Consider the following 22,805-nt stretch of genomic DNA (forward strand, 5'->3'; position numbering starts at 1 on the left):
TTGACGAACACTCTGCCTCCCTGCCTCCATCTAAAGGAAGGATCACCCCTGACAACTCCAAATAGCCAATCAAAAAACTTTAAGCTCCTGACCCGGTCTATTCCCAAAGCCCGACCACCTGGAACCGGCTAACATCCACCAGTCCCTGATCCGTCAGCTTGAGTTCGGGAATGACCGGAAGGGCCAGAAAAGACAGAATCATGAATGGATTTCCGTCCAGTCCCATGTCCAGGCAGGCCCTGTCCAGGGAGTGCATGGCCTCCACCACCTGATCCAGGGGCAGGTCACTCATGAGCCCGGCAATGGGTAAAGCCAGACTGGCTGCAACTTTGCCCTTCTGGACCACCATCAGACCGCCGCCCATAACCTGGGCCGCTCTGGCTGCAGCCAGCATGTCTGCGTCATTTGTCCCGGCAATGATCAGGTTGTGGGAGTCATGGGCCACAGTGGAGGCTATGGCCCCGTGCTTAAGGCCCAGACCGCGGACAAAGCCCAGCCCGATACTGCCTGATGCCCGGTGCCGCTCCACAACTGCCAGCTTGGCCAGATCATTATCCACATCTGCCTGGGCCAGGCCCTCAACTATCCTGGGCTTAACCAGGGCTTTTCCAGTCACGATCTGGCCGGGCAGAATATCTATGGCCCGGACCTTTTGTCCGGCTGCCGGGATATCAAAACTGGTTTTGGACAGTCCGCTGATATGCATGGAATTGCCAGGAGGGACCTGACTGCTTTTAAAATCAGCTGTCTTGAGCGGTTTGCCCTGGAGGTAGGTTTCAATCACCTCGAAATCCTGTAAATCCCTGACCAGGACCATGTCTGCGACAAAACCCGGGGCAATTGCCCCCCGGTCCTTCAGACCGAAATATCTGGCCGGATTGATGGTCACCAGCTGCACTGCCCGGACCGGATCAATGCCCAGGGCAACAGCCCTGCGCAGGTTATGGTCCAGGTGACCCAGGTTGACCAGGTCATGGGGGTGCCGGTCATCCGAGACCAGAGAAAAACTGGGCCAGTTATGGTCGTTGACCAGGGGGATCAGGTCCTGCAGGTTGTGTTCGGAAGTGCCTTCCCGGATCATGACATGCATGCCCTTGGCCAGCTTTTCCGCAGCTTCCTCCAGGCTGACGCATTCGTGGTCGCTTCGGGGACCGGCCAGGATGTAGGTGTTGAGTTCCTTGCCCTTGAGACCAGGAGCATGGCCATCGATTGTCAGTGACCGGGCCATGTCCAGCTTGGCCATTACCCCGGGCTCCTGATTGATGACCCCGGGGAAATTCATCATCTCGCCCAGCCCCAGGAATCTGTCCGGATACTTGTAGTAAAGTTCTCTCAGGTCGTTGGCAGCCAGGGACGCTCCAGCGGTTTCCATATGGGTGGCCGGAACACATGAAGGCAGCATGAAATATATGCGTACCGGCAGGTGGGCAGTGGATTCCAGAAAGTATTCTATGCCTTCAGTTCCAAGCACATTGGCTATTTCATGGGGGTCACAGACCACAGTGGCTGTGCCCCGGCCGGCTGCAGCCCGGGCAAATTCAGGGGGTGAAAGAAGGGTGGATTCCACATGGATATGGGCTTCAATAAAGCCGGGACAAAGATAAGCGCCCTGGGCGTTGATCACCTTTTCAGCCCTGTATTCCTCAAAACCCAGGACAATCCCGTCCTTGACAGCAACACTGCAGGCCTCGATTCCACCGGACAGGGTGTTGACCAGATTAACGTTGGTCATCAACAGGTCTGCAGGTCCATCTCCTTTGGCGGCTTCCAGGAGTTTTGAGCTGATGCGGGTGGAAACAGGCAAGATCATCCCCCTTTGCTAAAGAAAGATTGTCCCTGGACCGTGGACAGTAAGTCCGAAGCAGGCACCGGGTTAATTCCCCGGACCCGGTCCGGACAAATGAACCCCTGCAGCCCGTTGCAGGCAACCCGGCCTTGATAAACCCGTTTATAATTAATTTCAAGAGGAACAAAACCAGGTTCTGGTCAATGACTGGCAGCAGGCAGGAACGGACAACCGGTCATGTCCGGGGCTGATTTTACCGGTCAACCTTCAAGGGCCGGACCTGCAGAGTGAGGCCTGTGTTGTCCTCAACCACCACCAGGGTTCCGGGTTCCAGCAGATCACCGTTCAGATTAACAGCCTGCCAGATCTCACCCCGCAGAGTCACCTGCCCCTTTGGGTCCAGGGCTGTGCAGACAACTGCCCGGGAACCGTGGAGCCTGGCAATGACGCTTTGGGGGCTGGATTTGAGAGCTTTTCTGTAAAGAGGGTAAAAGGCAATGTCTTTGATGATCCAGGCCGACACAATCAGCCAGCCAGTCCAGGCTGAGATCCAGGCCTGATCCCAGACAAACCGGACTATGATCCCCAAAAGGAGAAAGCCGGGGATCTGAAGCAGGGTATATAAAACTGGAGGCTTCATATCAGGCTGGTACCTGGTACTCTGTGTGGATTACAACCCTTGAAGTTCATGATAACGGCCTTTAATCCAAAAATAATCTGTCAGCCTGAACAGGCCGGAATTCCATTGATTCTTTACCGGATTTTTCCAGTCTTTTTGGGAGTAAACCGCATCCACTTGGATGTGCAAACATGTTTATTGTGGCTGCAGAACTCGATCCTTGTCCAGGACCTGGGCTTTTGATAAATTTATACTTGAATTATCGTTAGTTATCAAGGGCGTTCAACTGCCAGGACCAGGTGACCTTATTGCGGCAAATGGGCCCTGGTTGACTGATTCAAGTTTTCATTCTGATGGAGACACATAATGATTTTGGCGCGGTTGAATTTTTTGCTGTGGACACCTTTGCTGCAGGGATTTACCGGACCTGGCTGGGCCCTGGGTGAGCCAGGGGTTGCTGCCCGGCTGGGATCAATCCTGATGCTCTTTATCCTGGTTCTGATGCTTATGGAAAGATGGTCCAGGAAGGGCAAAATGACTTATACTGTTGGCTCGTATAAAAGGCTTCCCAGGTATTCCCTCTCCAGGTCCGGATCAGCTTTCAGCGAAGTTAATGAACTGGAAGGGGCAGTTACGGGAGGTGAGGTTAAAACAGTTTTTGGTGCTGTTCCGACCAGAGACAAGGAAACAAAGTGTCCCTGAGACTCGATTTTAAAAGGACATTTGTTTTCGCTGCAGTCAAGTCTGGTATATCTTTATCCAGTGAACCGCCCCGAACATGCACAGCTTGAACAGGCTGTGTTTCAGCTTTCCATTAAAAACATGATCAAAGAGCAGCTTAACCGCCCTGCCATTGATAAGCCTTGTTTCAGCAGTCCCTGACCAATGGTAAAGGACTGCTGCCATGCCCATGGCTGTCAGCTTCAATCACTGGATCGGTCATAACTGGTTCATGCCTTCAAGCTGATCACCTTGTCCATGTATTTCAGTCCGGCCTGCCTGTGATTGATGAGGATTACGGTCTTGCCCTGCATGACCTCGGCCAGAGTCTTCCAGAGTTCATCCTCAGTAGCAGGGTCCAGTCCTTCAGTGGGTTCATCAAGAAAAAGTATCCTGGATTTTTTGAGCAGGGTCCTGGCAATGCTTAAACGTCTGCCCTGCCCTCCGGACAACCTGGTTCCAGCCTGGCCCACCAGGGTATCCAGGCCATGGGGAAGTGAACGGACATAGTCTTCAAGTTTTGCTGTCCCCAGGGCAGCGTAAAGGTGCCGGTCTGAAGCTTCAGGGTCAGCCAGCAGAAGATTTTCCCGGATGGTAGCATTAAACAGGTAAGTGTCCTGGGCCACAACCCCGATCCAGGAACGGATCCTCCAGGAATCATACTTGCCAAGCTCATGTCCCCCCAGAAAAATCTGCCCTTGGTCCGGGACGTAAAACTTCAGAAGCAGGTTAACAAGGCTGGTTTTCCCGGATCCTGTCGGACCTGTAATCCCTACTTTCTGACCTGATTCAATCCTGAAGCTCAAGTCCTGATGCACTGGAACTGTTCTTCCTGGATAGACAAAGCTTACCTTTTTAAATTCAATGTCCCATTTATCAGGTTCGGGCATGACTGTCTGGGGTTCTTTTATAACACCAGGCTGGTTGATAATGGAAAACAGTCTTTCTGCAGATGCCCTGGTTCTGCCCCAGGCCTTAAGGGCTGATGGCAGCTGCTGAACGCCTTCAAAGCTGAGGAGCGCCAGAACCGCCAGCATGGGCAGATTCTGGGGGGACAAGGTCCCGGCCTCCACCAGGGGGATGGATATAATCAGGACACCCCACAGGGCCAGGCCTGTAAAGAGAATCAGGCCTGACTCGGAAAGGGCTTCTATGCGCATAAGTCCTGTCTGAATCAGGGCCTGGTTTCGATTCTCCTGCAGGAGTAATTTGGCCACATTGCGGGTCTGACCAAAGACTATCAGCTCTTCTAAGCCCCTTGCCAGATCTATGGCCGTAGTACGCATCAAAACAAGGGACTGGACCTGAGCCCTGCCTTTGGAGGACCCCAGGTGCAGGGTGGCCAGGGGCAGGGCTGCACCGGCCAGGGCCCACATCAGACCAAGATGCAGGGCCATGGCCAGACTGAAATTAAGGACAAAGATGAACACCAGAGACAGGACAAGAACAGCTGAAAGTACCGGGAGAACAAAGCGCAGATAAAATTCATCCAGGTTGTCAATGTCGGACTTGATCCTGGAAAAGATGTCCCCACTGTGCAGGTCCTTGATTCCAGCCGGGGCAATGGGCTCCAGCCGTCTGAAAAACCAGACCCGAAGCCATGTCAGCAGTTTGAAGGTGGCCTGGTGAGAAACCAGTCTTTCAGCGTATCTGCCAAGAGTACGCACTATGGCCAGGGTTCTGATCCCTCCTGCAGGCAGGTGGTAATTAAAGGGGACCCCGCTTATTCCAGCCAGGGCCATACAGGCCAGAAACCAGGCTGCAAGGCTTAAAAGTGCGGCATTGGCCAAGAGGGTGATGGCTGAACAGACAACTCCCAGGAGCATCCACTTCCACTGGGAAAGCAAGAGTCTGAGTAATGGATAGAGCACGTTCATGATATGTCTTCCAGGCCCTGTCAGGTAATCCGAACTATGTTTCGGGCCCTGGGAAGTATTTCCTCATCGTGAGCAACCATAATTACGCATTTTGTCCGGGCCATTTCCAGAATGGATTCATAAATCATGTCTCTTACTTTTTTATCCAGGCCTGCACCAGGTTCGTCCAGAAGAACCAGGGGAGCATCCCGGATAAAGGTTCTGGCCAGGGCCACCCTTTGCCGCTGCCCTCCTGACAGATGGGCCCCGTCTTCTCCGGCAATGGTTTCATAGCCCTGGGGCAGAGAGTCAATTTCCCTGTGGACCCGGGCCTTGACTGCGGCATCCCGGACCTGTTCCAGAGGTGCTGCTCCGCGGCCTGTTCTGATATTGTCTGCAATGCTCCGGCTCAGCAGGTGCGGTTTCTGGGGAAGAAACGCAACATGTTTTAGCCATGAGGCTTGATCTAAACTGTGCAGGTCCATCCTGTTCACCAGGACCTTTCCTGAGTCAGGTTTAAGCAGTCCGAGAATCAGCCGGAGGCTGGTTGTTTTTCCGTGTCCACTGGTCCCGATCAGGCAGGTCAGGCCAGGGCCTGGAGCCTGGAAGCTGAGATTGGAAATGATTTTTTGACCACCCGGATATGCATAAGAGACCCGGTCAAACTCAATTTCAACTGAGCCAAACCCGGCTGTGATGGTTCCTGATCCAGGGGAGTGTTCTGGCAGATCCAAAAAATCAACCACTTTTTCCGCAGCAGAAACAGCCGACATTTTAGAATGAAAATGGGTCCCAAGGTTTCTTAAAGGCAGGTAAAATTCAGGGGCCAGGATCAGAATAAAGAACGCGCTTCCAAAAAGCATGTCCCCCCAGAGCAGTCTGAAACCGATGATTACAGCCACCACAGCCACACTGACCGTGGCCATGAACTCCAGGACCAGTGAACTCAGAAAGGCTACCTTAAGCACCGACAGAGTACTTTGGGCGTATTCACTGGATACCTGCTCAACAACCTTGGCCTCTCTTTTCCCGGCATTAAACATTTTCAGGGTTGTCAGACCCTGGATGGCATCAAGAAACCTGTGGCTCAGGCGGTTGATTCTCTCCCACTGGGCCTGATTCAGGGATTCTGCTTTTCTGCCGATGACAATCATGAAAAAAGGGATAAATGGTGCAGTAAGAAGCAGGATAAGCCCGGACACCCAGTCCAGGGGAAAAATGAAAAATAAGATGGCCGGGGGAATCATGGCTGCCAGGGCCAGTTGAGGCAGGTATCCGGAAAAGTATCCGTCCAGGGATTCAACTCCGTCCACCATCAGATTGACCATCTCACCGGAAGATTTGAGGCTGGTGTTGACCGGATCCAGAGAGTGCAGTTTCCTGAAAAGGGTTTCCCGGATTGTTTGCTTCACTTTGACTGCAGCCAGGCCTGAGAAATATCTTGAGCACCAGATGAGCCCGGTCCTGCAGACAATCAACCCCAGGATAAGCCAAAGTCCGGGCAGGACATCTACAAGCCCGTGATCATCAAAGATCACATGGTGGACTGTCCAGGCCAGGACAGAAGCCTGAATGATCAGCAGAATACCTGCACCAAGGCCTAAGCCTGTTGATAGTACAAGGCAGGTTGAGGCCGGTCTGATAAATCCTTCCAGCCACTTTTTTACTCGCAAGTCAGGCAATTTCTTTCCTGTTACAAGGAGGGAATAATGGCTCTGCCCAGCCGGGCAGGATACCCGGCTGGGCAGAGTCGGGCCTAATAAGCCTCTTCATATTCAAGGTCTTCCTGAGTGATCTTATGACCGAAGCGGATATGCACCCAGGCCTGGTAGGCAATAACCAGAGGCACAAAGGTCAGGGCCACCCCGAGCATGATCTGGAGGGTAAGGGTGCTGGAAGCTGAATTGGCAATGGTCATGCTGTACGCCGGATCAATGGTGGAAGGCAGGAGTTTGGGAAAAAGCCCGATAACCCCAAACAGAGTTACTCCAATGATGCCTGCAGCCGATGATGCCCAGGCCTTCCATTGTTCGCCATTATCCAAGTATTTCCTGGTAAGGACCAGACCGGTGACCGGGAGAAGCAGGACAATGAACAGGGCCGGATTATTCAGGTAATTGTCAAAAAGGCTGGTATACAAGAGGCTCAACCCCAGAAAAACAACAACCATGACCAGTACAGCCACCCACATCTTTCTGGCCAGGCTGGTTGCTCTTTTTTCCAGTTCTCCACTGCTTTTCACAGCCAGCCAGAGACTGCCGTGCATGGAAAACATGACCACAAAGAGCACCCCTCCGGCCAGTCCGTATGGATTGAGCAGGGTCAGCAGGTTGCCTTCATTGATCTGCTGGGCATTGAGGGGAATGCCCATAAAGATATTGGCAAAGGCCACCCCGAAAAGAAGGGCCGGCAGAAAACTGCCCAGTACATTACATCCATCCCAGAACTTCCTCCACGAGTCACTGTCTACTTTGCGTCTGAACTCATAGGACACGCCCCTGAATATAAGTGCGAAAAGGAGCAGAAGCAAGGGAGTGTAGAGGCTGCTGAAAAGAACAGCGTAGGTTGCAGGAAAGGCTGCAAAGGTCACTCCCCCGGCTGTGATCAGCCAGACCTGATTACCGTCCCAGAACGGACCGGCAGCATTATAGATAACTCGTTTGTCAGTCTCTCCCTGAGCCAGAAAAGGCATGTTCATGCCCAGTCCCAGATCATATCCGTCCAGGGCGAAATAGACCGCCCATAATATTCCCCAGAGCAAAAACCAGGTGGTCTCAAGCATGGGTTACCTCCCAGTTAAAATGTTTGTTAACAGCATGGTAATTGGTTTGATGCGGGTTAATAATTGTTGAATGTCCGCCGGGCTATTCCTGGACTGCTGGTTCCGGTCCTTTGCGTCCGTATTTGGACAAAAGAAACACGCACAAAGCCACCAGAAGTCCGTAGATGGCCATGAAGCCGGCAAGGGAACCGGCAACCTGGGCAGTGGTAATACCTGGAGAAACAGCCTCTGAAGTCCGCATCATGCCATAAACAATCCAGGGTTGTCTGCCCATTTCAGCCACAATCCAGCCCAGCTGTATAGCAACATAGGGCAAAGGGATGATCCAGGGCAGAATTTTGAGCAGCCCGGGAGAATCCTCAGGCACCTTGCGCCTGAACCAGACCCAGGCTGCCAGTATGGGAAAGAGAAATCCAAGCCCAACCATGGTCCTGAAAGAGAGAAAAGTGGTCATCACAGGAGGGTGGTCGTCTCTCGGAAAATCGTTGAGTCCTTTTACTGCTGCATTGAAATCATGATAGGCCAGCAAGGACAGACCACCGGGGATTGGGAACAATTCAAGTCTGTTGCGCTGGTTCGAAGGATCAGGAATTACCAGCAGGTACTGCGGGGCCTGAGTTCTGGTCTCCCAGTGGGATTCCATGGCAGCAAGCTTTTCCGGCTGGTACTTGGCCACTGTGGCCCCGTGGGAATGTCCCTGAACAACGACAACAATGGCGAAAATCAAGGTAAAGGGTGCAGCAATGCGAAAGGATTTCTTAAAAAAGTCAACATTACTCCCTTTGGCAATGTGGTAGGCGGAAATGCCCAGCACAAAGAACCCGCTTAAAACATAAGAAGCACTGAGGACATGGATGAACTGGTGCCAGGCGAATTCATTGCTTATCAAGGCCATGAAGCTGCCCAGCTCCGCCCTTCCCTCTCCAAACACATAGCCCACAGGATTCTGCATCCAGCCGTTGGCCATAATGATCCAGAAGGCTGAGAGGTTGGCAGCCAGTGCTACCAGCCAGATGGCAGCATTGTGCATTTTAGGAGACAGTTTTTTCCAGCCAAAGATCCACACCCCAAGAAAGGTTGATTCCAGAAAAAAGGCCAGGGTAGCTTCAATGGCCAGCAAAGAACCAAAGATATCGCCAACATAGGCTGAATACCTGGACCAGTTGGTTCCGAACTGAAACTCCAGGGCAATGCCGGTTACTGCTCCAAGAGCAAAGTTGATTAAAAAAAGTTTCCCCCAGAACTTGGCCATGCGCCGGTAGGTTTCATCTCCGCTGCGGACGAATTTGAACTCCATGTAGGCCACCAGCAGAGACAGGCCAAGGGTCAGAGGCACAAAAATAAAATGGACAAAAGTAGTCATGGCAAATTGCAGCCGAGACAACAGCAAAACATCCATAAGCCTTCCCCTGTTTTAGATTGTTGAACAGAATTTATTTTTTACAGAACTCTCCCCTGGCAAGCTGTTCAAAATCAGCCTCAGCCAGGGTATCTCGAAGCCTCTGTCTTGCTTTCTGCCAGATCTGGTGCACTCCGCACAAGGGAGATCGAAGGCAGGAGTCAGGGCTCATAACGCACTCATTAAGAAAGATTTCACCGTCCACCGCTTCAACCACCTGCAGCAGGTTGATCTCATAAGGTTTTCTGGTCAGCCGGTAGCCTCCCCTGGCTCCCTGGCGAATCTGAATCAGTCCTGACTTTGCCAGGCTCTGGGCTACTTTGGCTAAATACGCATCCGGAAGTCCCATAGCCTCAATAATCTCTTTTTTGGGCACGATCCTTTCCCTGTCCTGCAAAGACAGATAAAGTACGCAGCGCACAGCATATTCTCCGGCTCTGGTCAGCATCATGGCACACAAACCCCCTTAGAGGACAAATAAGATACGATTAGTCCTAAATGAGACAAAACCTGCTGTCAATCACTTTTCTGAAAACTTCAGCCGATCAGGAAATTATGGGAAGGCAGGCCCGGGTGGACTGAGTCGTAAGCCCGGGCCAACATGGCTGGCACCGGGGTTTATGCCCGGTTTGGGGTCTTTAGCTGGTTGCGAAATAAAGGGCTTTTCCCTGCCAGGACCCTAATCAGTCTGGCCGAGCTACAGCAATATTTTTACTACCGCTTTAATCCTGACCGGACTGGCCTGGTGAAACACGATTGACAAAGGTTAAACAGAAGCCCTAGTCATTAAGGGGTATAAGCAGGATGCAAGTGGACCACCCCATGGGTGCCTTTTATTTTGCCATCAACCATAGGTAATAACGGGATAACCACAACTTCCCCTATTCTTTCATCATGGATAACCCACTGCACACCAGAACTGACCTAATATCTGAGGGCTGGGCAGTAAGGACCGGGCTAGCCATGAAACTGTCCATAAAGAACCTTGAACAGAATAATTCACCAGTCCAAAAACCCGAGTCCGGCTCCAGGCTTTATGAGTTGAATATGAAAAAATTATTATACCTGATGCTTATTATCTGCACTCTTGTTTCCCTGTCCTGCTCAGCTGCCAGGATAAGTGACCAGCAGCAATTGACTTACCTGGATCAATTGCCGCCCTTGCTGGACAGGGAGCTTTTCTTTGACGATGCCGAGGTTGATGGGGCCAGGCTGTCCCCGGATGGCAAGTCCATTATGTTTCGACAAAGATATAATGGAGTTATGAATATCTGGGTCAAAAGCATTGATGAGCCGTTTGAAAAGGCCAGGCCCATGACTGCTGACCAGCGTCCAGTGCATGGCTTCTTCTGGAGTAGAGACAGCAGGCTTATCCTTTATGTCCAGGACCAGGATGGCGATGAAAATTATAATCTGTATGCAGTAAACCCGGCTGATGAACCTGATCCAAAGACCGGCCTGCCTGAACCAAAAATAATCACAGAATACCAGGGTGTTCAGACCAGGATCTTATCGGTTCCCCGTGAAGACCAGGAGCATATTATCATTGGTATTAATGAGCGCGACCCCTCACTGCACGATGCTTATCAAGTCAATCTTCGTACTGGAAAGCGGGAGCTGGTTTTTAAAAACAAGCACAATATTACCGGCTGGACTTTTGATGATTATGGGAAATTGCGTTTTGTTTCCAGGCAGACCCCGGATGGAGGATCTGAAATCCTGCAGGTCAAGGATGATGAGCTTAAGCGGGTTTATCAGGTGGATTTTGGTGAAACCGCCAGGATCTCAAGGTTCTGCAAAGATAATGAGCGGGTCTACATGGTCACCAATAAAGGTGCTGATGTTGACCTTACCAGGCTGGTCATTTTTGAACCTGAAACCGGCCATAAAGAGCTGGTGGAAAAAGATCCTGAAGGTGAGGTCGATTTTGGCGGAGCCATTTTTTCAGATATCAGCCATGAACTGCTGGCCACAACTTATGTTGGGGATAAGGCGCGTATCTACTTTCATAATCAGCAGTTCCAAAAAGATTATGAAAAGATCAGAGCCCGGATCCCTGAAGGAGACATTCACTTCAGAGCAAGAAGTGCTGATGAAAACACATGGCTCATAGTAGTCAGTCGCGATGTTGATCCGGGCAGTGTTTATATTTTTGACCGCAAGGCCCAGGATGTTACTCTGCTTTATAGATCCAGACCTGATCTGCCTTCAGAGCATCTGGCCCATATGGAGCCTGTCAGATACAGCTCCAGGGATGGCTTGTCCATTCCTGGATATCTGACCCTGCCCAGAGGCCCTGAACCGAAAAATCTGGCCCTGGTGGTCCTGCCCCACGGCGGCCCCTGGGTCCGGGATACCTGGGGCTATGATCCCCAGGTCCAGTTTCTGGCCAATCGGGGCTATGCTGTTTTGCAGCCCAATTTCAGAGGGTCTTCAGGTTTTGGCAAGTCCTTTTTGAATTCCGGCAACCAGCAATGGGGCACTGGCTACATGCAACATGACATAACAGATGGAGTCAAATACCTGATTGACAAGGGTCTGGTCGATCCTCAGCGGGTTGGTATTTATGGGACTTCATATGGCGGCTTTGCCGCACTGTCCGGCCTGGCTTTTACCCCGGATCTTTACCAGGCAGGCATCTCCAATGTTGGGCCTTCCAATATCATTACTCTGATTGAGTCGGTTCCGCCCTACTGGCTTCCAGCCATCAAATCATTCCACTTACGGGTAGGAGACCCGGATGATCCTGAAGACCGGGCCAGGCTTAAAAACCAGTCTCCATTATTTTCCGCTGCCCAGATTAAGGCTCCCCTGCTTGTAGTACAGGGCGCCAATGATCCCCGGGTCATTCAGCGTGAATCAGATCAGATTGTGGATGTTTTGCGGGAAAAAGGCAGGCAGGTATACTATCTGGTGGCTCCGGATGAAGGACACGGTTTTACTGCCAGGGAGAACAGACTGGCGTTTTTTGTTAAAATGGAACGCTTTTTTGCCCAGCATCTTGGCGGGCGATATCAGAAAGGAGTTGCTTCAGATATCCAGCAGCGGCTAAAGGAGATCACGGTTTATCCTGAATGAATCTCTGGTCTTTTTTGATCAGCCCTATCCATGCTGGTTACCAAAACTCAACTTGAGCCGGTCATGGCCAGCACCTTAACCGGCCCCATCAATTGGGCCATACCTGCCTCAGCCTTTGAAAAAAGACCGCCATGCTTTGCGCCCAGGCTTAGCCCTGCCTGAATCATCCACCTCTCTTGGGCCAGCCTTGAAAATGACTGACAAGACCAGGCCATGGCCAACACCTTGACCAGACCCGTCTTGGTCCAGCCAATGGAGGAAGCCTGACCACTGCAAACAAAGTTGGCTTGACTTCTCCACCCCGGACCAATTAATGGCAGCAGATGGTCATAAAATGCTCTTAACCATGCCAATCCAGTCAAGCATCATCCCTTGGCCTGACATTTGCTATATGAACCATATCAGTTTGTCTTTGCAAACACACCCAGCCCCAAGAAACTTTTCAAACCAACTGATAAATGGAGATGATATGAAAAAGATTACCGCCACCTTCCTTGGCAACGTCCTGATCCTGCTCTTCTGCTGTTCCCTTGCCTTTGCCCAGACACTGCCCCTTCAAGAAGCATACAATGCCTGCCTCCAGAACTGTTCAATGAACGCTGATGACTGCAAGCAATGCTGCGACCATTATTTTAATCCTGTCACCAAAGAATGTCAGGCCAGATTTCTGAGTTGTCTGGACACTACCAACCATGATGCCGGAGTTTGTGCCTTTCGCCTCCAAAACTGCGGCGCAAAAACCAGCTACAGCTGCCCCTGACAACATCCAGATTGATCCGGTCCTGGCTGTTCTTTTTCAGCTCCGGCCAGGTTTTCTTACCCTGATCAAAAATAATCCCCAAAAAAGGCCTGCATCTGTCTAGATGCAGGCCTTTTGAACCTCATGACACCTGAGGACAAGATTGATCTGAAGTGGTCCCCATGTACCGGACAGTTAGGCAGCATTTAAGGGCCGAATCCTTGCCACTTCGGATTTAAGAGCCTGGTTAGCTTCCCACAGATCAACCGCCAGTTGAGCATTAAGCCAAAATTCTGCTGAATTTCCAAACAACCGGCCAAGCCGGATAGCCATTTGAGGACTGACAGCTCTCCGTTCCCGTATAAGTTCATTAATCGACTGACGTGAAACCCCCATCGCTTTGGCCAGTGCAGAAACACTCAACTCATAATCAGGCATGAAATCTTCACGTAGCATTTCACCTGGGTGAGAAGGTCGGCGTTTTATTCCAGTATTGTTGATAGCCATGGCCTTACCTCCTTTTAATGGTAATCGCATACCTCTACATCATATGCGTCACCACCTTTAAACCGGAAACAGATACGCCACTGATCATTAATAGCAATGCAATGCTGCCCTTCACGGTCATCTGTAAGTTTGTGCAACCTGTTTCCAGGTGGAACCTTGAGATCATCAAGACAAATAGCCAGATTCACATACTCCAGCTTCCTTGAAGCCCGTCTTTGAATATCTGGGGGAAGTTTTTTGGACTTCCCAGTTTCATATAAGGACTTGGTGAGCTTATTCGCAAAGGTCTTGATCATTAAGGTCAACGTAATGCGTCACGTGACATAAATCAATAGCATTTTCATTGTTATCATGAAACAAGGATATGGTTGATTTTGGCAGCATATGAACTGAACAATTCAAGCTTTCTTTGTCAGTCTTCAGGATAATTGGAAAGGACTACGCTATGTCCATAGCCGGAGCCTTGTATCACGCCAAGCGTAGCCGGGTGACTTTAGAGCGCCAGCGGAAAAGCCGACCTGCTTTAACGCTATGGCTAGGCGTTCACTCATGAAGCCATGGTGCATAGCTCAGTCCCACCAATACACCTTCGGGACTCATGAACCTTGCGACTATCTGTCCCCACGGTTCAGTCCGGGATTCGTGTACAAACTCCTGCCCATTCTCTTTCATTTCCTGTACTGCCGCCTCCACAGCAGCGGCATCAGCCAGCTCGAATTCTATAGTTGCTGTGGGCTCAGGAACACTCTCCGGCCATTCATCCTGCCCAAAACAAGACTGGGCGGCCATTGATAAGGGCCATACACCAAAATGATTCGCTCCAGGAAACTTATCCATAAAACGATAATCGCCCATCGTTTCAAGCGGCAGGCCTAGCGCCTTCTGGTACAGGGACTCACTTGCTGCCGGGTCCTTTGTTATTGTAGCAAAACCGGCAATACACATAACTTCCATTGACCCCTCCCTTGCTTAAATTCTCAAATGGTCGGTGTCTCACTCTCATTGGCACAGAGGGAATCCTAAAAAAAGCAACCAACTGAATCGTTACTAAGCATATCTGAAAGCCATTATCAAGTCAGTCCTGGCTCTGGGAAACTGAAAAATCACCCTATGGTGTGTAAGCCTACATGCATCAGGGCTTTGTCTCCCATATCCCCCAACACCCTGCCAGTCCTTGTTTTCAAACCATAGGGTTCCTTTCCTGGTCCGTCCGGACCTGGAAGGCATTAAAAAAAGGACAGCTGTCTGATCTGAACTAAGTACCAGAGAGGTCTTGAAAGGGATGCTTTGCAGGAATGGCCTGGCCAGGGCTGAACAGTCCAAAAAAAAGCCCCCAAAGCTTTGGCTTCAGGGGCTTAAAATAACTTGCAGCCGGTACTGTCACCGGCATTATCTATGGTAACCAGGCTTGCAGCCTGCTGAAAATCTTTGGCGTCCCCAAGGGGGTTTGAACCCCTGTTTTCGGCGTGAGAGGCCGACGTCCTAGGCCACTAGACGATGGGGACGAACTGACTTAAATGGTGGGCCGTGCAGGGATCGAACCTGCGACTCTCTGCTTAAAAGGCAGATACTCTACCGGCTGAGTTAACGGCCCACATGTGAAAGGGACTTTGGATACCCGCCTTGTCCAGGGTTGTCAACCAAAAAAATAACCAGAAACAGATTCCCGGACCGCCCTGCCTTCAGGCTGCTCATGATCCGGATCCAGCCGGACAGACAGGATCAGGCCACCACATCAGCTATCTGAAAGATGGGAAGGTACATGCTGATGACCAGACCGCCCACAATTACCCCCAGGATCACAATCATGATCGGTTCGATAAGCGAGGTCAGGGTATCCACTGCCACATCCACTTCATCGTCAAAAAAATCAGCAATCTTGCCCAGCATATTGTCCAGGGCTCCGGTGGACTCACCTATGGAGATCATGTGGATGACCATGGGCGGAAAGATCCCGGTATCATCAAGGGGCTCTGCCAAGCCCTGGCCTTCGGATATGCTTTTTTTGGCCTGCTGCACCCCAAGCTCAACAGTCTTGTTGCCTGATGTCCTAGAAACTATATCCAGGGCGCTCAGAATCGGGACACCGGAAGAAATCATGGTGCTCAGGGTCCGGCTGAACCTGGCCACAGCCACTTTGCGCAGCAGCGGCCCAAAGACCGGAACAAAAAGAATCCAGTTATCAACAATAATCTTGCCCCGTTCCCAGCGGTAAAAAAGCCTGAACGCAATCACTGCTCCAATGGCCCCCAGGATGATATAAAGAAAGTTGTCCTTGGAGAACCGGCTGAGATTGATAACAATCTGGGTGGGAGCCGGCAGAGTTCCGCCGAATTCAGCAAACATCTGCTCAAAGGTCGGGATGACAAAAATAAGAATTATGGCGATAACCGCCACTGCCACTGCAATGATCACCCCGGGATAGATCAGGGCACTCTTGACCTTGGCCTTGAGCCTGGCTGCCTTTTCAATATACTGGGCCAGCCGCTCCAGGACCACGTCCAGGACTCCTCCTGTTTCTCCGGCATCCACCATGTTGGTGTACAGGTCGTCAAAAACATCCTTATGCCTGTTCAGCCCGTCATAAAGAGAGGCTCCGCCTTCAATATCACTTTTGATCTCATAGAGTTTTCGCCTGAGTATCTTGTTTTCAGTCTGTTCGCACATGACCTGCAGGGATTGGAGAATGGGAACGCCTGCATTGATCATGGTGGAGAACTGTCTGCTGAATACCACCATGTCCCTGGAAGTGACCCTTCCTTCAAGAAAGGTTCCTTCAAGAATGTCCTTGGGCTTGGGTTTGACCCTGATTTCAGCCAGTCCCCTTCTGCGCAGGACGTTTTCCGCCATGTCCAGGCTGGGAGCATCGAGATCTCCCTTGATTTTCCTGCCTGTCCTGGTCCTGGCCTTGTAGATGAATATCGGCATGTCTCGGTTGGGACTCCAGGTTAATGATTGCTGCCAAAACTAAAGGATCTGCAATTTTTACGGCCCAGCATCAATGCTTTTGCGAGCACCCCGAGGGTCCGGGGCAATCTCATGAAAACCGGCTGAAATTCTTACCCTGCCCGCAGCAACAATAAAAATCTCAGCCCGGGTGTTATTTTAACTGGCTGTACTTCTAAGCACCTCTGAAGCTGAGGTTATCCCTTGGACCATCTTGTTCAGACCGCTTTTACGCATGGTGATCATGCCCTCCTGCACCGCCTTTCTTTTCAGCTCGGCTTCGGAAGCCCTGGCCAGGATCAGCTCCTGGATCTTCGGGCTCACAGTGAGCACTTCATACAGCCCTGTTCTTCCCCTGTAACCTGTCTGACTGCACTGGGAACAGCCTGCAGACCGGAAGATCTCGGCTGATTCCGCTTCCTGGGGGTCCAGGCCCATATCCATGAGGTACTGGCCATCCAGTTCATCAGGTACTTTGCAGGAAGGACAAAGCCTGCGGACCAGACGCTGGGACATGATGGCGTTCACTGCTGACGCTGCCAGAAAATCGTCCACTCCCATGTTCACCAGTCTGGACAAAGTTGAAACAGCATCATTGGTATGTAAAGTGGCCAGGACCAGATGGCCTGTCAGGGCTGCTTTGACCGCTATCTCAGCTGTTTCCAGATCACGGATTTCACCCACCAGGATGATGTCCGGGTCCTGACGCAGAAACGAACGCAGAACTGCTGCAAAGCTAAGTCCGACCTCTTCTGCCACCTGAACCTGGTTCACCCCTTTAAGGCTGAATTCCACTGGATCTTCCACAGTGGAGATGTTCACCCCTTCCCTGTTCAACTCCATTATGGCCGAATAAAGGGAGGTGGTCTTGCCAGATCCGGTCGGCCCGGTAACCAGGACCATCCCATACGGTTTTCTTATGGCCGCTTCAAAGGCCCTGAAGGATTTCTCCTCCAGGCCCAGCCTGACCATGTCCACGTTCAGGGCGGACTTGTCCAGAAGGCGCATGACCACCTTTTCACCGAACAATGTGGGCAGGATGGAAACCCTGAACTCCAGACTCATGCCCTGGGATGTCCTGACCTTGATCCGTCCGTCCTGGGGCAGCCTTTTTTCAGCAATATTAAGCTGGGCCATGATCTTAAGCCTGGATATGATGGCGTTTTTCATGGACATGGGCGGATGCATCATATCCTTGAGGATGCCGTCCAGGCGCATCCTGACCCTGAATTCCTGTTCATAGGGCTCGATATGAATGTCCGAGGCCTGTCTGGCAATGGCCTCCATGATGATCAGGTTGACCATCTTGACCACCGGGACCTGGGAGGCCGCCTCAAGGCTGGCAGCATCATCTGTCTGGCTGTCAGCCTCCTGTATTGGCCCGTCCTGATCAGCCATGTCCGCCAGAAGATCTTCAAGCCCCTGGCCGGGCCTTTTTTTAAAATTGGCCAGGGCTCTGGCTATGGAAGACCTGGTGGCCAGGTGAACCATTGGTTCCAGCCCGGTCATGAACCGGATGTCGTCCAGAGCACTGATCCTGCCCGGTTCAGAACAGGCCAGGTAAAGCTTTTGGTCCTGGACAAAAAAAGGAACTGCCTGGTACTTTTCCCAGCTCTCCCTGTCCAGCAGGTCCATGACCTGTTCAGGAATATTCAGAGCCCCTGGCTCCACCACAGGCAGTCCCAGGGCCATGGCCATGTGATCCCGGTATAATTCCTGAGTGATAAGCCCCAGGACCAGAGCTGCCCTGGCAAAGTCAAGTTTTCTGTCAGCCTGTTCCTGCTGAACAGTTCTGACCTGATCCCTGTCCAGGCCTGCCTGCTCAATCAATTTTCGGGTCAAGGAATGGTGGTTCATGCTTCAATGCCAGTCTTTCCAGGATCTCTTGATCAGCCGGCAGAAAATCCCTGGTAACGGCTTCAGCCGGATCAAACCATGCCATCTCCTGCCTTTCCCTGGCCACAATATTTCCGTCATAACCGGTGACCATATAGAAATGGACATGGGCGTTGATATGATCATAACTCTTTTTCAGGCTGGTCCACAACCAGAAATCCCTGGGGATTATACCCAGTTCTTCATATAATTCCCGGACCAGGGCCTCTGCCACCGGTTCTCCAGGCTCGGCCTTGCCTCCGGGGAACTCCCAGAATCCGGCCAATACCTTGCCCTGGGGCCTTTGCACCCCCAGGACCAGACCGTCTCTGACCACAATGCCTGCTGCAACACTTATCCAGCTCATGACCGGATTGGCTCCTGTTTTTCAGGGTTTTCTGGATTCCAGGCTTCCGATCTCCTGCTCCAGTTTCTCCAGCCTGGCCATGAGCATTTCATTCTCCTCCACCAGGGCCTGATACTCCAGGTTCAGGGTTTTGAATTTTTCAGGCTCCTGATAGGTCTCTGGCCGGGCCATAATGGCCTCCACCTCTTCCTGCCTGGCCAGGCACTCTTCCAGCCGGCTTTCTTTGTGGCTGTATTCTGCTTTCAAGGGCTTGAGCAGCCTGTAGGCCTGGTTTCTGGCCTGGGCTTCCTGCCTGCGCCTTTGTTTCTGGGAAGTCCCTTCCTTTTTATCCCTGCTGACAGCCGGCCCCTTTTCCTGAGAACAGCTTTCCCGGCCTTTGGTCAGGAGATTATCATAATAGAGATCAAACCCGTGTCCATGCTGAGTGATCCCCTGGTTTTCCATTGTCCACACCTCTCCAGCCACCTGGGACAGCAGATAGCGGTCATGGGCGATGATGAACACTGCCCCGGGGAAATCCTTTAACGCTGCAATCAGGGCCTCCCTGCTTTCCATGTCCAGGTGGTTGGTGGGCTCGTCCAGGAGAAGCAGATTGGCCCGGGTCAGAAACAGGGAAGCAAGGATCAGTCTGGATTTTTCACCTCCGCTGAGGCTCATGGCCCTGCGCTCCCAAAACGATTCATCCAGCATGAACAGGCCCAGGACTGAACGGATCTCTTCTTCAGTGGGATTGCCTGTGGCCAGCCTTCTTATCTCAGTCAGAACCGTGTTCTCCAGGACCAGGGTCTCGGTCTGATGCTGGGTAAAATAACCGGGATAGGTGTTCCGGCCGAGCCTGACATACCCCTGTTCAGGTTCTAAGCAGTCCATGATAAGTTTAAAAAGGGTGGACTTGCCCGAACCATTAGGACCCATAAGGGCGATCTTCTGGCCATGAAAGAGCTGGAAGCTCAGATCATCCAGCAAAACAGGCTTGCCCGGATGGGTAAACTTAAGACCAGCGCAGGTTATGGCCACCCGGCTGGCCCTTCTTGGTGCCGGCCAGGAAAAATTCAGGGATTTTCCTTTCTGATCCTCCTGAAAATCCTTTATCCCTGAAGACAGCTTGTTGATCCTGTTCAGCCTGGCCTGGGCCTGCCTGGCCTTGGTGGCCTTGTATCTGAACCGGTCCACAAAGGACTGCAGATGTTTTATCCGGCCCTGGATCTTGTCCCTCTCCTTTTCCTTCAAAAGCTCCCGTTGTTCGTGCCAGTCCACAAAAGAAGAATAATTGCCAGGACGGAAATATGGCCGGTCAAAGCCCAGATGCAGGATATGAGTTACCACCCGGTCCAAGAAAAAGCGGTCATGGGCCACCAGGACCAGCATCCCTGAAAAACTCAGCAGGTAATCCTCCAGCCAGAGCACAGCCTCCATGTCCAGATGGTTGGTGGGTTCGTCCAGGATGAGCAGGTCTGCCCCCTGCAGCAGGACCCTGGACAGTTTGGCCCGCTCTCTCCACCCTCCGGACAAAGACCTTAAAGGAGAGCCAAAGGTCTTTTCTTCAAAACCAAGGCCGTTCAGAATTTTTTCCGCCTTGTACTCCGGATTGTAGCCATAGGCCTGCTCCATTTCAGCCTGGACATGAGAGAGTCTGGTCAGCTGGTCACTGTCCTCCCGGGCAATGGCCTGTTTCCACTTCCGCCAGAATTCACCCCAGTCAGGCAGGACATCCAGGACATACTCCAGAAGAGGGGTCTTTAGATCCTGACTGTCCAGTTCCTGAACCACATAGCCTGTTTTCAGCCCCCTGGGCAGATTGATGGACCCGGTATCCGGACCGGCCAGACCGGCCAGCATCCGAAGCAGGGTGGTCTTGCCGCATCCGTTGGGTCCGGTCACGGCAAGCCGGTTGCCGCTGTTGATCTCAAAGCTGAGATCTTTAAACAGATCCTCTCCGCTGTAACTCTTGGATATATTATTGATTGTTATCTTCATTTAATCATCTTCTGGATATCCTCAAAGGCAGTCATGGCTGCTGCTGCCCCCTGACCTGCAGCTGTGACGATCTGCCTGGGACCGCTGGTCACATCTCCGGCTGCATACACCCTGGGGATGCTGGTCCTGCCTCTTTGGTCAGTGCTGATAAAACCGTCCTCATCCCTGTCCAGGCCCAGGTAGTCAATAAAATCCGCATTGGGATTGATCCCTATGGCCACAAATACCCCTTGAACATCCATCACCTTTTCCCGGCCTGATTTCTCCTCCACCAGAACCACCTGCTCAACTGTTGACTCTCCCAGAACCTCTTTGACCACGTGACTCCAGTCCACAGGTATACCCAGGTTTTGCACCTGATCCTTGAGGTGTTTTTCCCCCCGGAACTCATCCCGGCGATGGACAATCCTCACCTTTGCCCCAAGATTGCTCAGGTGCAGGGCATCGGTCAGGGCCGTATTTCCCCCGCCCACCACCAGGACGGTCTTGTCTTTGTAGAAAAAGCCATCACAATGGGCGCAATAGCTGACTCCCCGGCCATGAAACCGGTCCTCACCAGGAACACCCAGTTTTTTCCAGGTCCCGCCAGTAGCCAGTATTACGGCCCGGCCCAGATATCCCCCCCTGGTGGTGGTGACCTCAATGTCCCGGCCCAGCCTGACTTCCAGCACTTCTTCCCCGGTCCTGGTCTGAAAATACTCCCTGGCCTGGGCCTCTATCATTTCCATGAGCCCTTTCCCGGGAATACTGGCAAACCCGGGGTAATTCTCAACCACCGGGGTCAGGGCCACCTGGCCGCCCACCACGGACTTTTCCAGGACAACGGTCCTGAGTCCGGATCTGGCCGCATAGATGCCTGCAGTCAGACCGGCCGGGCCAGCCCCGACTATGATCAGATCATACTTTTCAAGATCCGGGCTGCCCGGATAGGCAAAAATGGTCTGACCCGAAGTCAGGGTCACCAGCTCGGATGCAAAGGTCTCTTCAGCCACCAGGCCCAGGGTGGCCAGCTTGCCCTGATCATACACTGTATGCGGGACTGAACCGACATCATACTCCTTGGCCGCGTCAGGATACTGACCGACTTCTATGCATTCCATGCTGACCAGTCCGGGCAGTTCCACAGCCGCTTTCAGGGCATTGACCACCTGGGCCGGACAATAGGGACACTGGGGATTGACAAAGACCTGGACCGTCCTTTTTTCCTTCAGCCTGGCCAGGATCTTTCTGCTGGACGGGGCAAGGGAGCTGTCCCCGGTTGAGGCCATGATCACGGCCTGGATGAATGATTGCCCCTCTTCCCCGGATGGAGCCCCCATGAACCTGATTCCGTATTTTTCCGGAGCCACGTCCAGGACCAGAGGCCCTCTGACCTTGGCTGAAACCGCCTTTTCATCTTTTGAATCAAGGACCTCAAAGGTAATTTTCTGGTCCAGCCGGCTGAGATCCCGGACAAAATTAACAGCAAACTGACTATAAGGGTCTTTTTGATTGTCCGTGAATATTCTGATGGCCACTTCATGAACCAGGACCTGGGAAAACAGTTTTTTCAGATAGTCCTGCTGCTCCTGGTCCAGGACCCATTCGTCCTTTTTCTTTTTTGAAAAAAAAGCACTCATATTTTTCTCCGTAACCCTGAAGCTAATCGAGTTCAGCCTTAAAATCAATTTCCCCCTGGCCTGGTACCGGTATTTTGCCATTGTTTTTTCACATCCAACCATGTAAACAGACAGATGCAAACAAAATACAAGCTAATTCGGAGGTCATGCTTCATGATACCTAGTGAACTTCTTTACTCCAGATCCCATGAATGGGTCAAAGTTCAGGACCAGACAGCCCTGACCGGGATAACCTTTTTTGCCCAGGAACAGCTGGGAGACATTACCTTTGTGGAGCTGCCCCAGCCTGGAACAGACCTTGAAAAAGGACAGGAAATGGGCGTGGTGGAATCAGTCAAGGCAGCCAGTGAAATCTATGCCCCTGTTTCCGGTCAGGTGGTGGAGGTCAATCATGAACTGGAAAACTCCCCTGAACTTATCAACCAGGATCCCTATGGCCGGGGATGGCTGGTTAAGATCAAAGTCCTTGGTCCGGTAACCGGGCTGATCAGTCCTGAAGAGTACGCCGGACTGGTAGAGGGTGATTAACCTGGAT

20 protein-coding genes and 2 tRNA genes are annotated in these 22,805 nt (G+C 51.9%); 4 read left to right on the forward strand and 18 right to left on the reverse strand.

Going from position 1 to position 22,805, the window contains the following annotated elements; translation table 11 throughout:
- Positions 1-97: 97 nt before the first annotated feature.
- Positions 98-1,810, reverse strand: coding sequence for an adenine deaminase (ade, locus tag P771_RS0100320; RefSeq protein WP_084301539.1), 1,713 nt, complete (start codon positions 1,808-1,810; stop codon positions 98-100).
- 229 nt (positions 1,811-2,039) lie between these two features.
- Positions 2,040-2,426 carry an NfeD family protein gene (locus tag P771_RS15930; protein ID WP_035243672.1) on the reverse strand — a complete coding sequence of 129 codons (387 nt, stop codon included), beginning with the start codon at positions 2,424-2,426 and terminating at the stop codon, positions 2,040-2,042.
- A gap of 345 nt (positions 2,427-2,771) precedes the next feature.
- Between P771_RS15930 and P771_RS0100335 the strand changes: the two genes are divergently transcribed.
- Positions 2,772-3,107, forward strand: a complete 336-nt coding sequence (locus tag P771_RS0100335; protein ID WP_028573572.1) for a hypothetical protein — start codon at positions 2,772-2,774, stop codon at positions 3,105-3,107.
- Positions 3,108-3,143: 36 nt separating this feature from the next.
- On the opposite strand, the gene P771_RS18860 is transcribed toward P771_RS0100335, so the two are convergent.
- The 6 genes from P771_RS18860 to P771_RS15940 all read right to left on the reverse strand — a co-directional run bounded on the left by P771_RS18860 (position 3,144) and on the right by P771_RS15940 (position 9,613).
- Positions 3,144-3,317: a hypothetical protein gene (locus P771_RS18860; RefSeq protein ID WP_153304070.1), complete on the reverse strand. Its 174-nt coding sequence runs from the start codon at positions 3,315-3,317 to the stop codon at positions 3,144-3,146.
- A gap of 38 nt (positions 3,318-3,355) precedes the next feature.
- The gene (gene cydC, locus P771_RS0100345; protein ID WP_028573574.1) at positions 3,356-5,002 is read right to left on the reverse strand and encodes a thiol reductant ABC exporter subunit CydC; all 1,647 of its coding nucleotides are present in this window, start codon (positions 5,000-5,002) and stop codon (positions 3,356-3,358) included.
- Between the two features lie 20 nt (positions 5,003-5,022).
- Positions 5,023-6,663 carry a thiol reductant ABC exporter subunit CydD gene (gene cydD, locus P771_RS15935; RefSeq protein ID WP_051617013.1) on the reverse strand — a complete coding sequence of 547 codons (1,641 nt, stop codon included), beginning with the start codon at positions 6,661-6,663 and terminating at the stop codon, positions 5,023-5,025.
- Positions 6,664-6,737: 74 nt separating this feature from the next.
- Positions 6,738-7,763 carry a cytochrome d ubiquinol oxidase subunit II gene (gene cydB / locus P771_RS0100355; protein ID WP_028573575.1) on the reverse strand — a complete coding sequence of 342 codons (1,026 nt, stop codon included), beginning with the start codon at positions 7,761-7,763 and terminating at the stop codon, positions 6,738-6,740.
- An 82-nt stretch (positions 7,764-7,845) separates the two neighbouring features.
- A complete protein-coding gene (locus P771_RS0100360) occupies positions 7,846-9,162 on the reverse strand; it encodes a cytochrome ubiquinol oxidase subunit I (protein WP_028573576.1) in 1,317 nt (438 codons plus the stop codon).
- Between the two features lie 34 nt (positions 9,163-9,196).
- Positions 9,197-9,613 carry an RrF2 family transcriptional regulator gene (locus P771_RS15940; RefSeq protein WP_035243675.1) on the reverse strand — a complete coding sequence of 139 codons (417 nt, stop codon included), beginning with the start codon at positions 9,611-9,613 and terminating at the stop codon, positions 9,197-9,199.
- A 512-nt stretch (positions 9,614-10,125) separates the two neighbouring features.
- On the opposite strand from P771_RS15940, the gene P771_RS15945 reads away from it, so the two are divergent.
- Positions 10,126-12,240: a S9 family peptidase gene (locus P771_RS15945; protein WP_244147266.1), complete on the forward strand. Its 2,115-nt coding sequence runs from the start codon at positions 10,126-10,128 to the stop codon at positions 12,238-12,240.
- A 469-nt stretch (positions 12,241-12,709) separates the two neighbouring features.
- Positions 12,710-13,000, forward strand: a complete 291-nt coding sequence (locus P771_RS18770; protein ID WP_150112092.1) for a hypothetical protein — start codon at positions 12,710-12,712, stop codon at positions 12,998-13,000.
- A gap of 174 nt (positions 13,001-13,174) precedes the next feature.
- On the opposite strand, the gene P771_RS0100400 is transcribed toward P771_RS18770, so the two are convergent.
- The 10 genes from P771_RS0100400 to P771_RS0100455 form a co-directional block, all read right to left on the reverse strand.
- Positions 13,175-13,486 (reverse strand): HigA family addiction module antitoxin, encoded by a 312-nt coding sequence (locus tag P771_RS0100400; protein ID WP_028573578.1) that lies wholly within the window; start codon positions 13,484-13,486, stop codon positions 13,175-13,177.
- A gap of 14 nt (positions 13,487-13,500) precedes the next feature.
- Positions 13,501-13,782: a type II toxin-antitoxin system RelE/ParE family toxin gene (locus P771_RS0100405; RefSeq protein ID WP_028573579.1), complete on the reverse strand. Its 282-nt coding sequence runs from the start codon at positions 13,780-13,782 to the stop codon at positions 13,501-13,503.
- A 247-nt stretch (positions 13,783-14,029) separates the two neighbouring features.
- Complete coding sequence (locus tag P771_RS0100410; RefSeq protein WP_028573580.1) at positions 14,030-14,440, reverse strand: VOC family protein; 411 nt, start codon at positions 14,438-14,440, stop codon at positions 14,030-14,032.
- A 475-nt stretch (positions 14,441-14,915) separates the two neighbouring features.
- Positions 14,916-14,991, reverse strand: a tRNA-Glu gene (locus P771_RS0100420).
- A gap of 13 nt (positions 14,992-15,004) precedes the next feature.
- Positions 15,005-15,080 (reverse strand) — tRNA-Lys (locus P771_RS0100425).
- Between the two features lie 128 nt (positions 15,081-15,208).
- Positions 15,209-16,414, reverse strand: a complete 1,206-nt coding sequence (locus tag P771_RS0100435; RefSeq protein ID WP_028573582.1) for a type II secretion system F family protein — start codon at positions 16,412-16,414, stop codon at positions 15,209-15,211.
- Positions 16,415-16,591: 177 nt separating this feature from the next.
- Positions 16,592-18,289, reverse strand: a complete 1,698-nt coding sequence (pilB, locus tag P771_RS0100440; RefSeq protein WP_028573583.1) for a type IV-A pilus assembly ATPase PilB — start codon at positions 18,287-18,289, stop codon at positions 16,592-16,594.
- Complete coding sequence (locus P771_RS0100445; protein WP_028573584.1) at positions 18,255-18,674, reverse strand: (deoxy)nucleoside triphosphate pyrophosphohydrolase; 420 nt, start codon at positions 18,672-18,674, stop codon at positions 18,255-18,257. The genes pilB and P771_RS0100445 overlap by 35 nt, the downstream gene beginning before the upstream one ends.
- Before the next feature lie 21 nt (positions 18,675-18,695).
- Positions 18,696-20,651, reverse strand: a complete 1,956-nt coding sequence (locus tag P771_RS0100450) for an ABC-F family ATP-binding cassette domain-containing protein (protein ID WP_028573585.1) — start codon at positions 20,649-20,651, stop codon at positions 18,696-18,698.
- A complete protein-coding gene (locus P771_RS0100455) occupies positions 20,648-22,270 on the reverse strand; it encodes an FAD-dependent oxidoreductase (RefSeq protein WP_028573586.1) in 1,623 nt (540 codons plus the stop codon). Before P771_RS0100455 ends, P771_RS0100450 begins: the two co-directional genes overlap by 4 nt.
- Before the next feature lie 153 nt (positions 22,271-22,423).
- On the opposite strand from P771_RS0100455, the gene gcvH reads away from it, so the two are divergent.
- Entirely contained in the window at positions 22,424-22,798 is a 375-nt protein-coding gene (gcvH, locus tag P771_RS0100460; RefSeq protein WP_028573587.1) for a glycine cleavage system protein GcvH, read from the forward strand.
- Positions 22,799-22,805 lie beyond the last annotated feature (7 nt).

Origin of the sequence: Desulfonatronovibrio hydrogenovorans DSM 9292, from assembly GCF_000686525.1 — a bacterium.
Classification (GTDB): Bacteria; Desulfobacterota; Desulfovibrionia; order Desulfovibrionales; family Desulfonatronovibrionaceae; genus Desulfonatronovibrio; species Desulfonatronovibrio hydrogenovorans.

Excerpts from the sequence above, each read along its gene's own strand:
- ade (WP_084301539.1), bottom strand. The coding sequence starts at position 1,810 with ATGATCTTGCCTGTTTCCACCCGCATCAGCTCAAAACTCCTGGAAGCC.
- P771_RS15930 (WP_035243672.1), bottom strand. The coding sequence starts at position 2,426 with ATGAAGCCTCCAGTTTTATATACCCTGCTTCAGATCCCCGGCTTTCTC.
- P771_RS0100335 (WP_028573572.1), top strand. The coding sequence starts at position 2,772 with ATGATTTTGGCGCGGTTGAATTTTTTGCTGTGGACACCTTTGCTGCAG.
- P771_RS18860 (WP_153304070.1), bottom strand. The coding sequence starts at position 3,317 with ATGGGCATGGCAGCAGTCCTTTACCATTGGTCAGGGACTGCTGAAACA.
- cydC (WP_028573574.1), bottom strand. The coding sequence starts at position 5,002 with ATGAACGTGCTCTATCCATTACTCAGACTCTTGCTTTCCCAGTGGAAG.
- cydB (WP_028573575.1), bottom strand. The coding sequence starts at position 7,763 with ATGCTTGAGACCACCTGGTTTTTGCTCTGGGGAATATTATGGGCGGTC.
- P771_RS0100360 (WP_028573576.1), bottom strand. The coding sequence starts at position 9,162 with ATGGATGTTTTGCTGTTGTCTCGGCTGCAATTTGCCATGACTACTTTT.
- P771_RS15940 (WP_035243675.1), bottom strand. The coding sequence starts at position 9,613 with ATGATGCTGACCAGAGCCGGAGAATATGCTGTGCGCTGCGTACTTTAT.
- P771_RS15945 (WP_244147266.1), top strand. The coding sequence starts at position 10,126 with ATGAAACTGTCCATAAAGAACCTTGAACAGAATAATTCACCAGTCCAA.
- P771_RS18770 (WP_150112092.1), top strand. The coding sequence starts at position 12,710 with ATGAAAAAGATTACCGCCACCTTCCTTGGCAACGTCCTGATCCTGCTC.
- P771_RS0100400 (WP_028573578.1), bottom strand. The coding sequence starts at position 13,486 with ATGGCTATCAACAATACTGGAATAAAACGCCGACCTTCTCACCCAGGT.
- P771_RS0100405 (WP_028573579.1), bottom strand. The coding sequence starts at position 13,782 with ATGATCAAGACCTTTGCGAATAAGCTCACCAAGTCCTTATATGAAACT.
- P771_RS0100410 (WP_028573580.1), bottom strand. The coding sequence starts at position 14,440 with ATGGAAGTTATGTGTATTGCCGGTTTTGCTACAATAACAAAGGACCCG.
- P771_RS0100435 (WP_028573582.1), bottom strand. The coding sequence starts at position 16,414 with ATGCCGATATTCATCTACAAGGCCAGGACCAGGACAGGCAGGAAAATC.
- pilB (WP_028573583.1), bottom strand. The coding sequence starts at position 18,289 with ATGAACCACCATTCCTTGACCCGAAAATTGATTGAGCAGGCAGGCCTG.
- P771_RS0100445 (WP_028573584.1), bottom strand. The coding sequence starts at position 18,674 with ATGAGCTGGATAAGTGTTGCAGCAGGCATTGTGGTCAGAGACGGTCTG.
- P771_RS0100450 (WP_028573585.1), bottom strand. The coding sequence starts at position 20,651 with ATGAAGATAACAATCAATAATATATCCAAGAGTTACAGCGGAGAGGAT.
- P771_RS0100455 (WP_028573586.1), bottom strand. The coding sequence starts at position 22,270 with ATGAGTGCTTTTTTTTCAAAAAAGAAAAAGGACGAATGGGTCCTGGAC.
- gcvH (WP_028573587.1), top strand. The coding sequence starts at position 22,424 with ATGATACCTAGTGAACTTCTTTACTCCAGATCCCATGAATGGGTCAAA.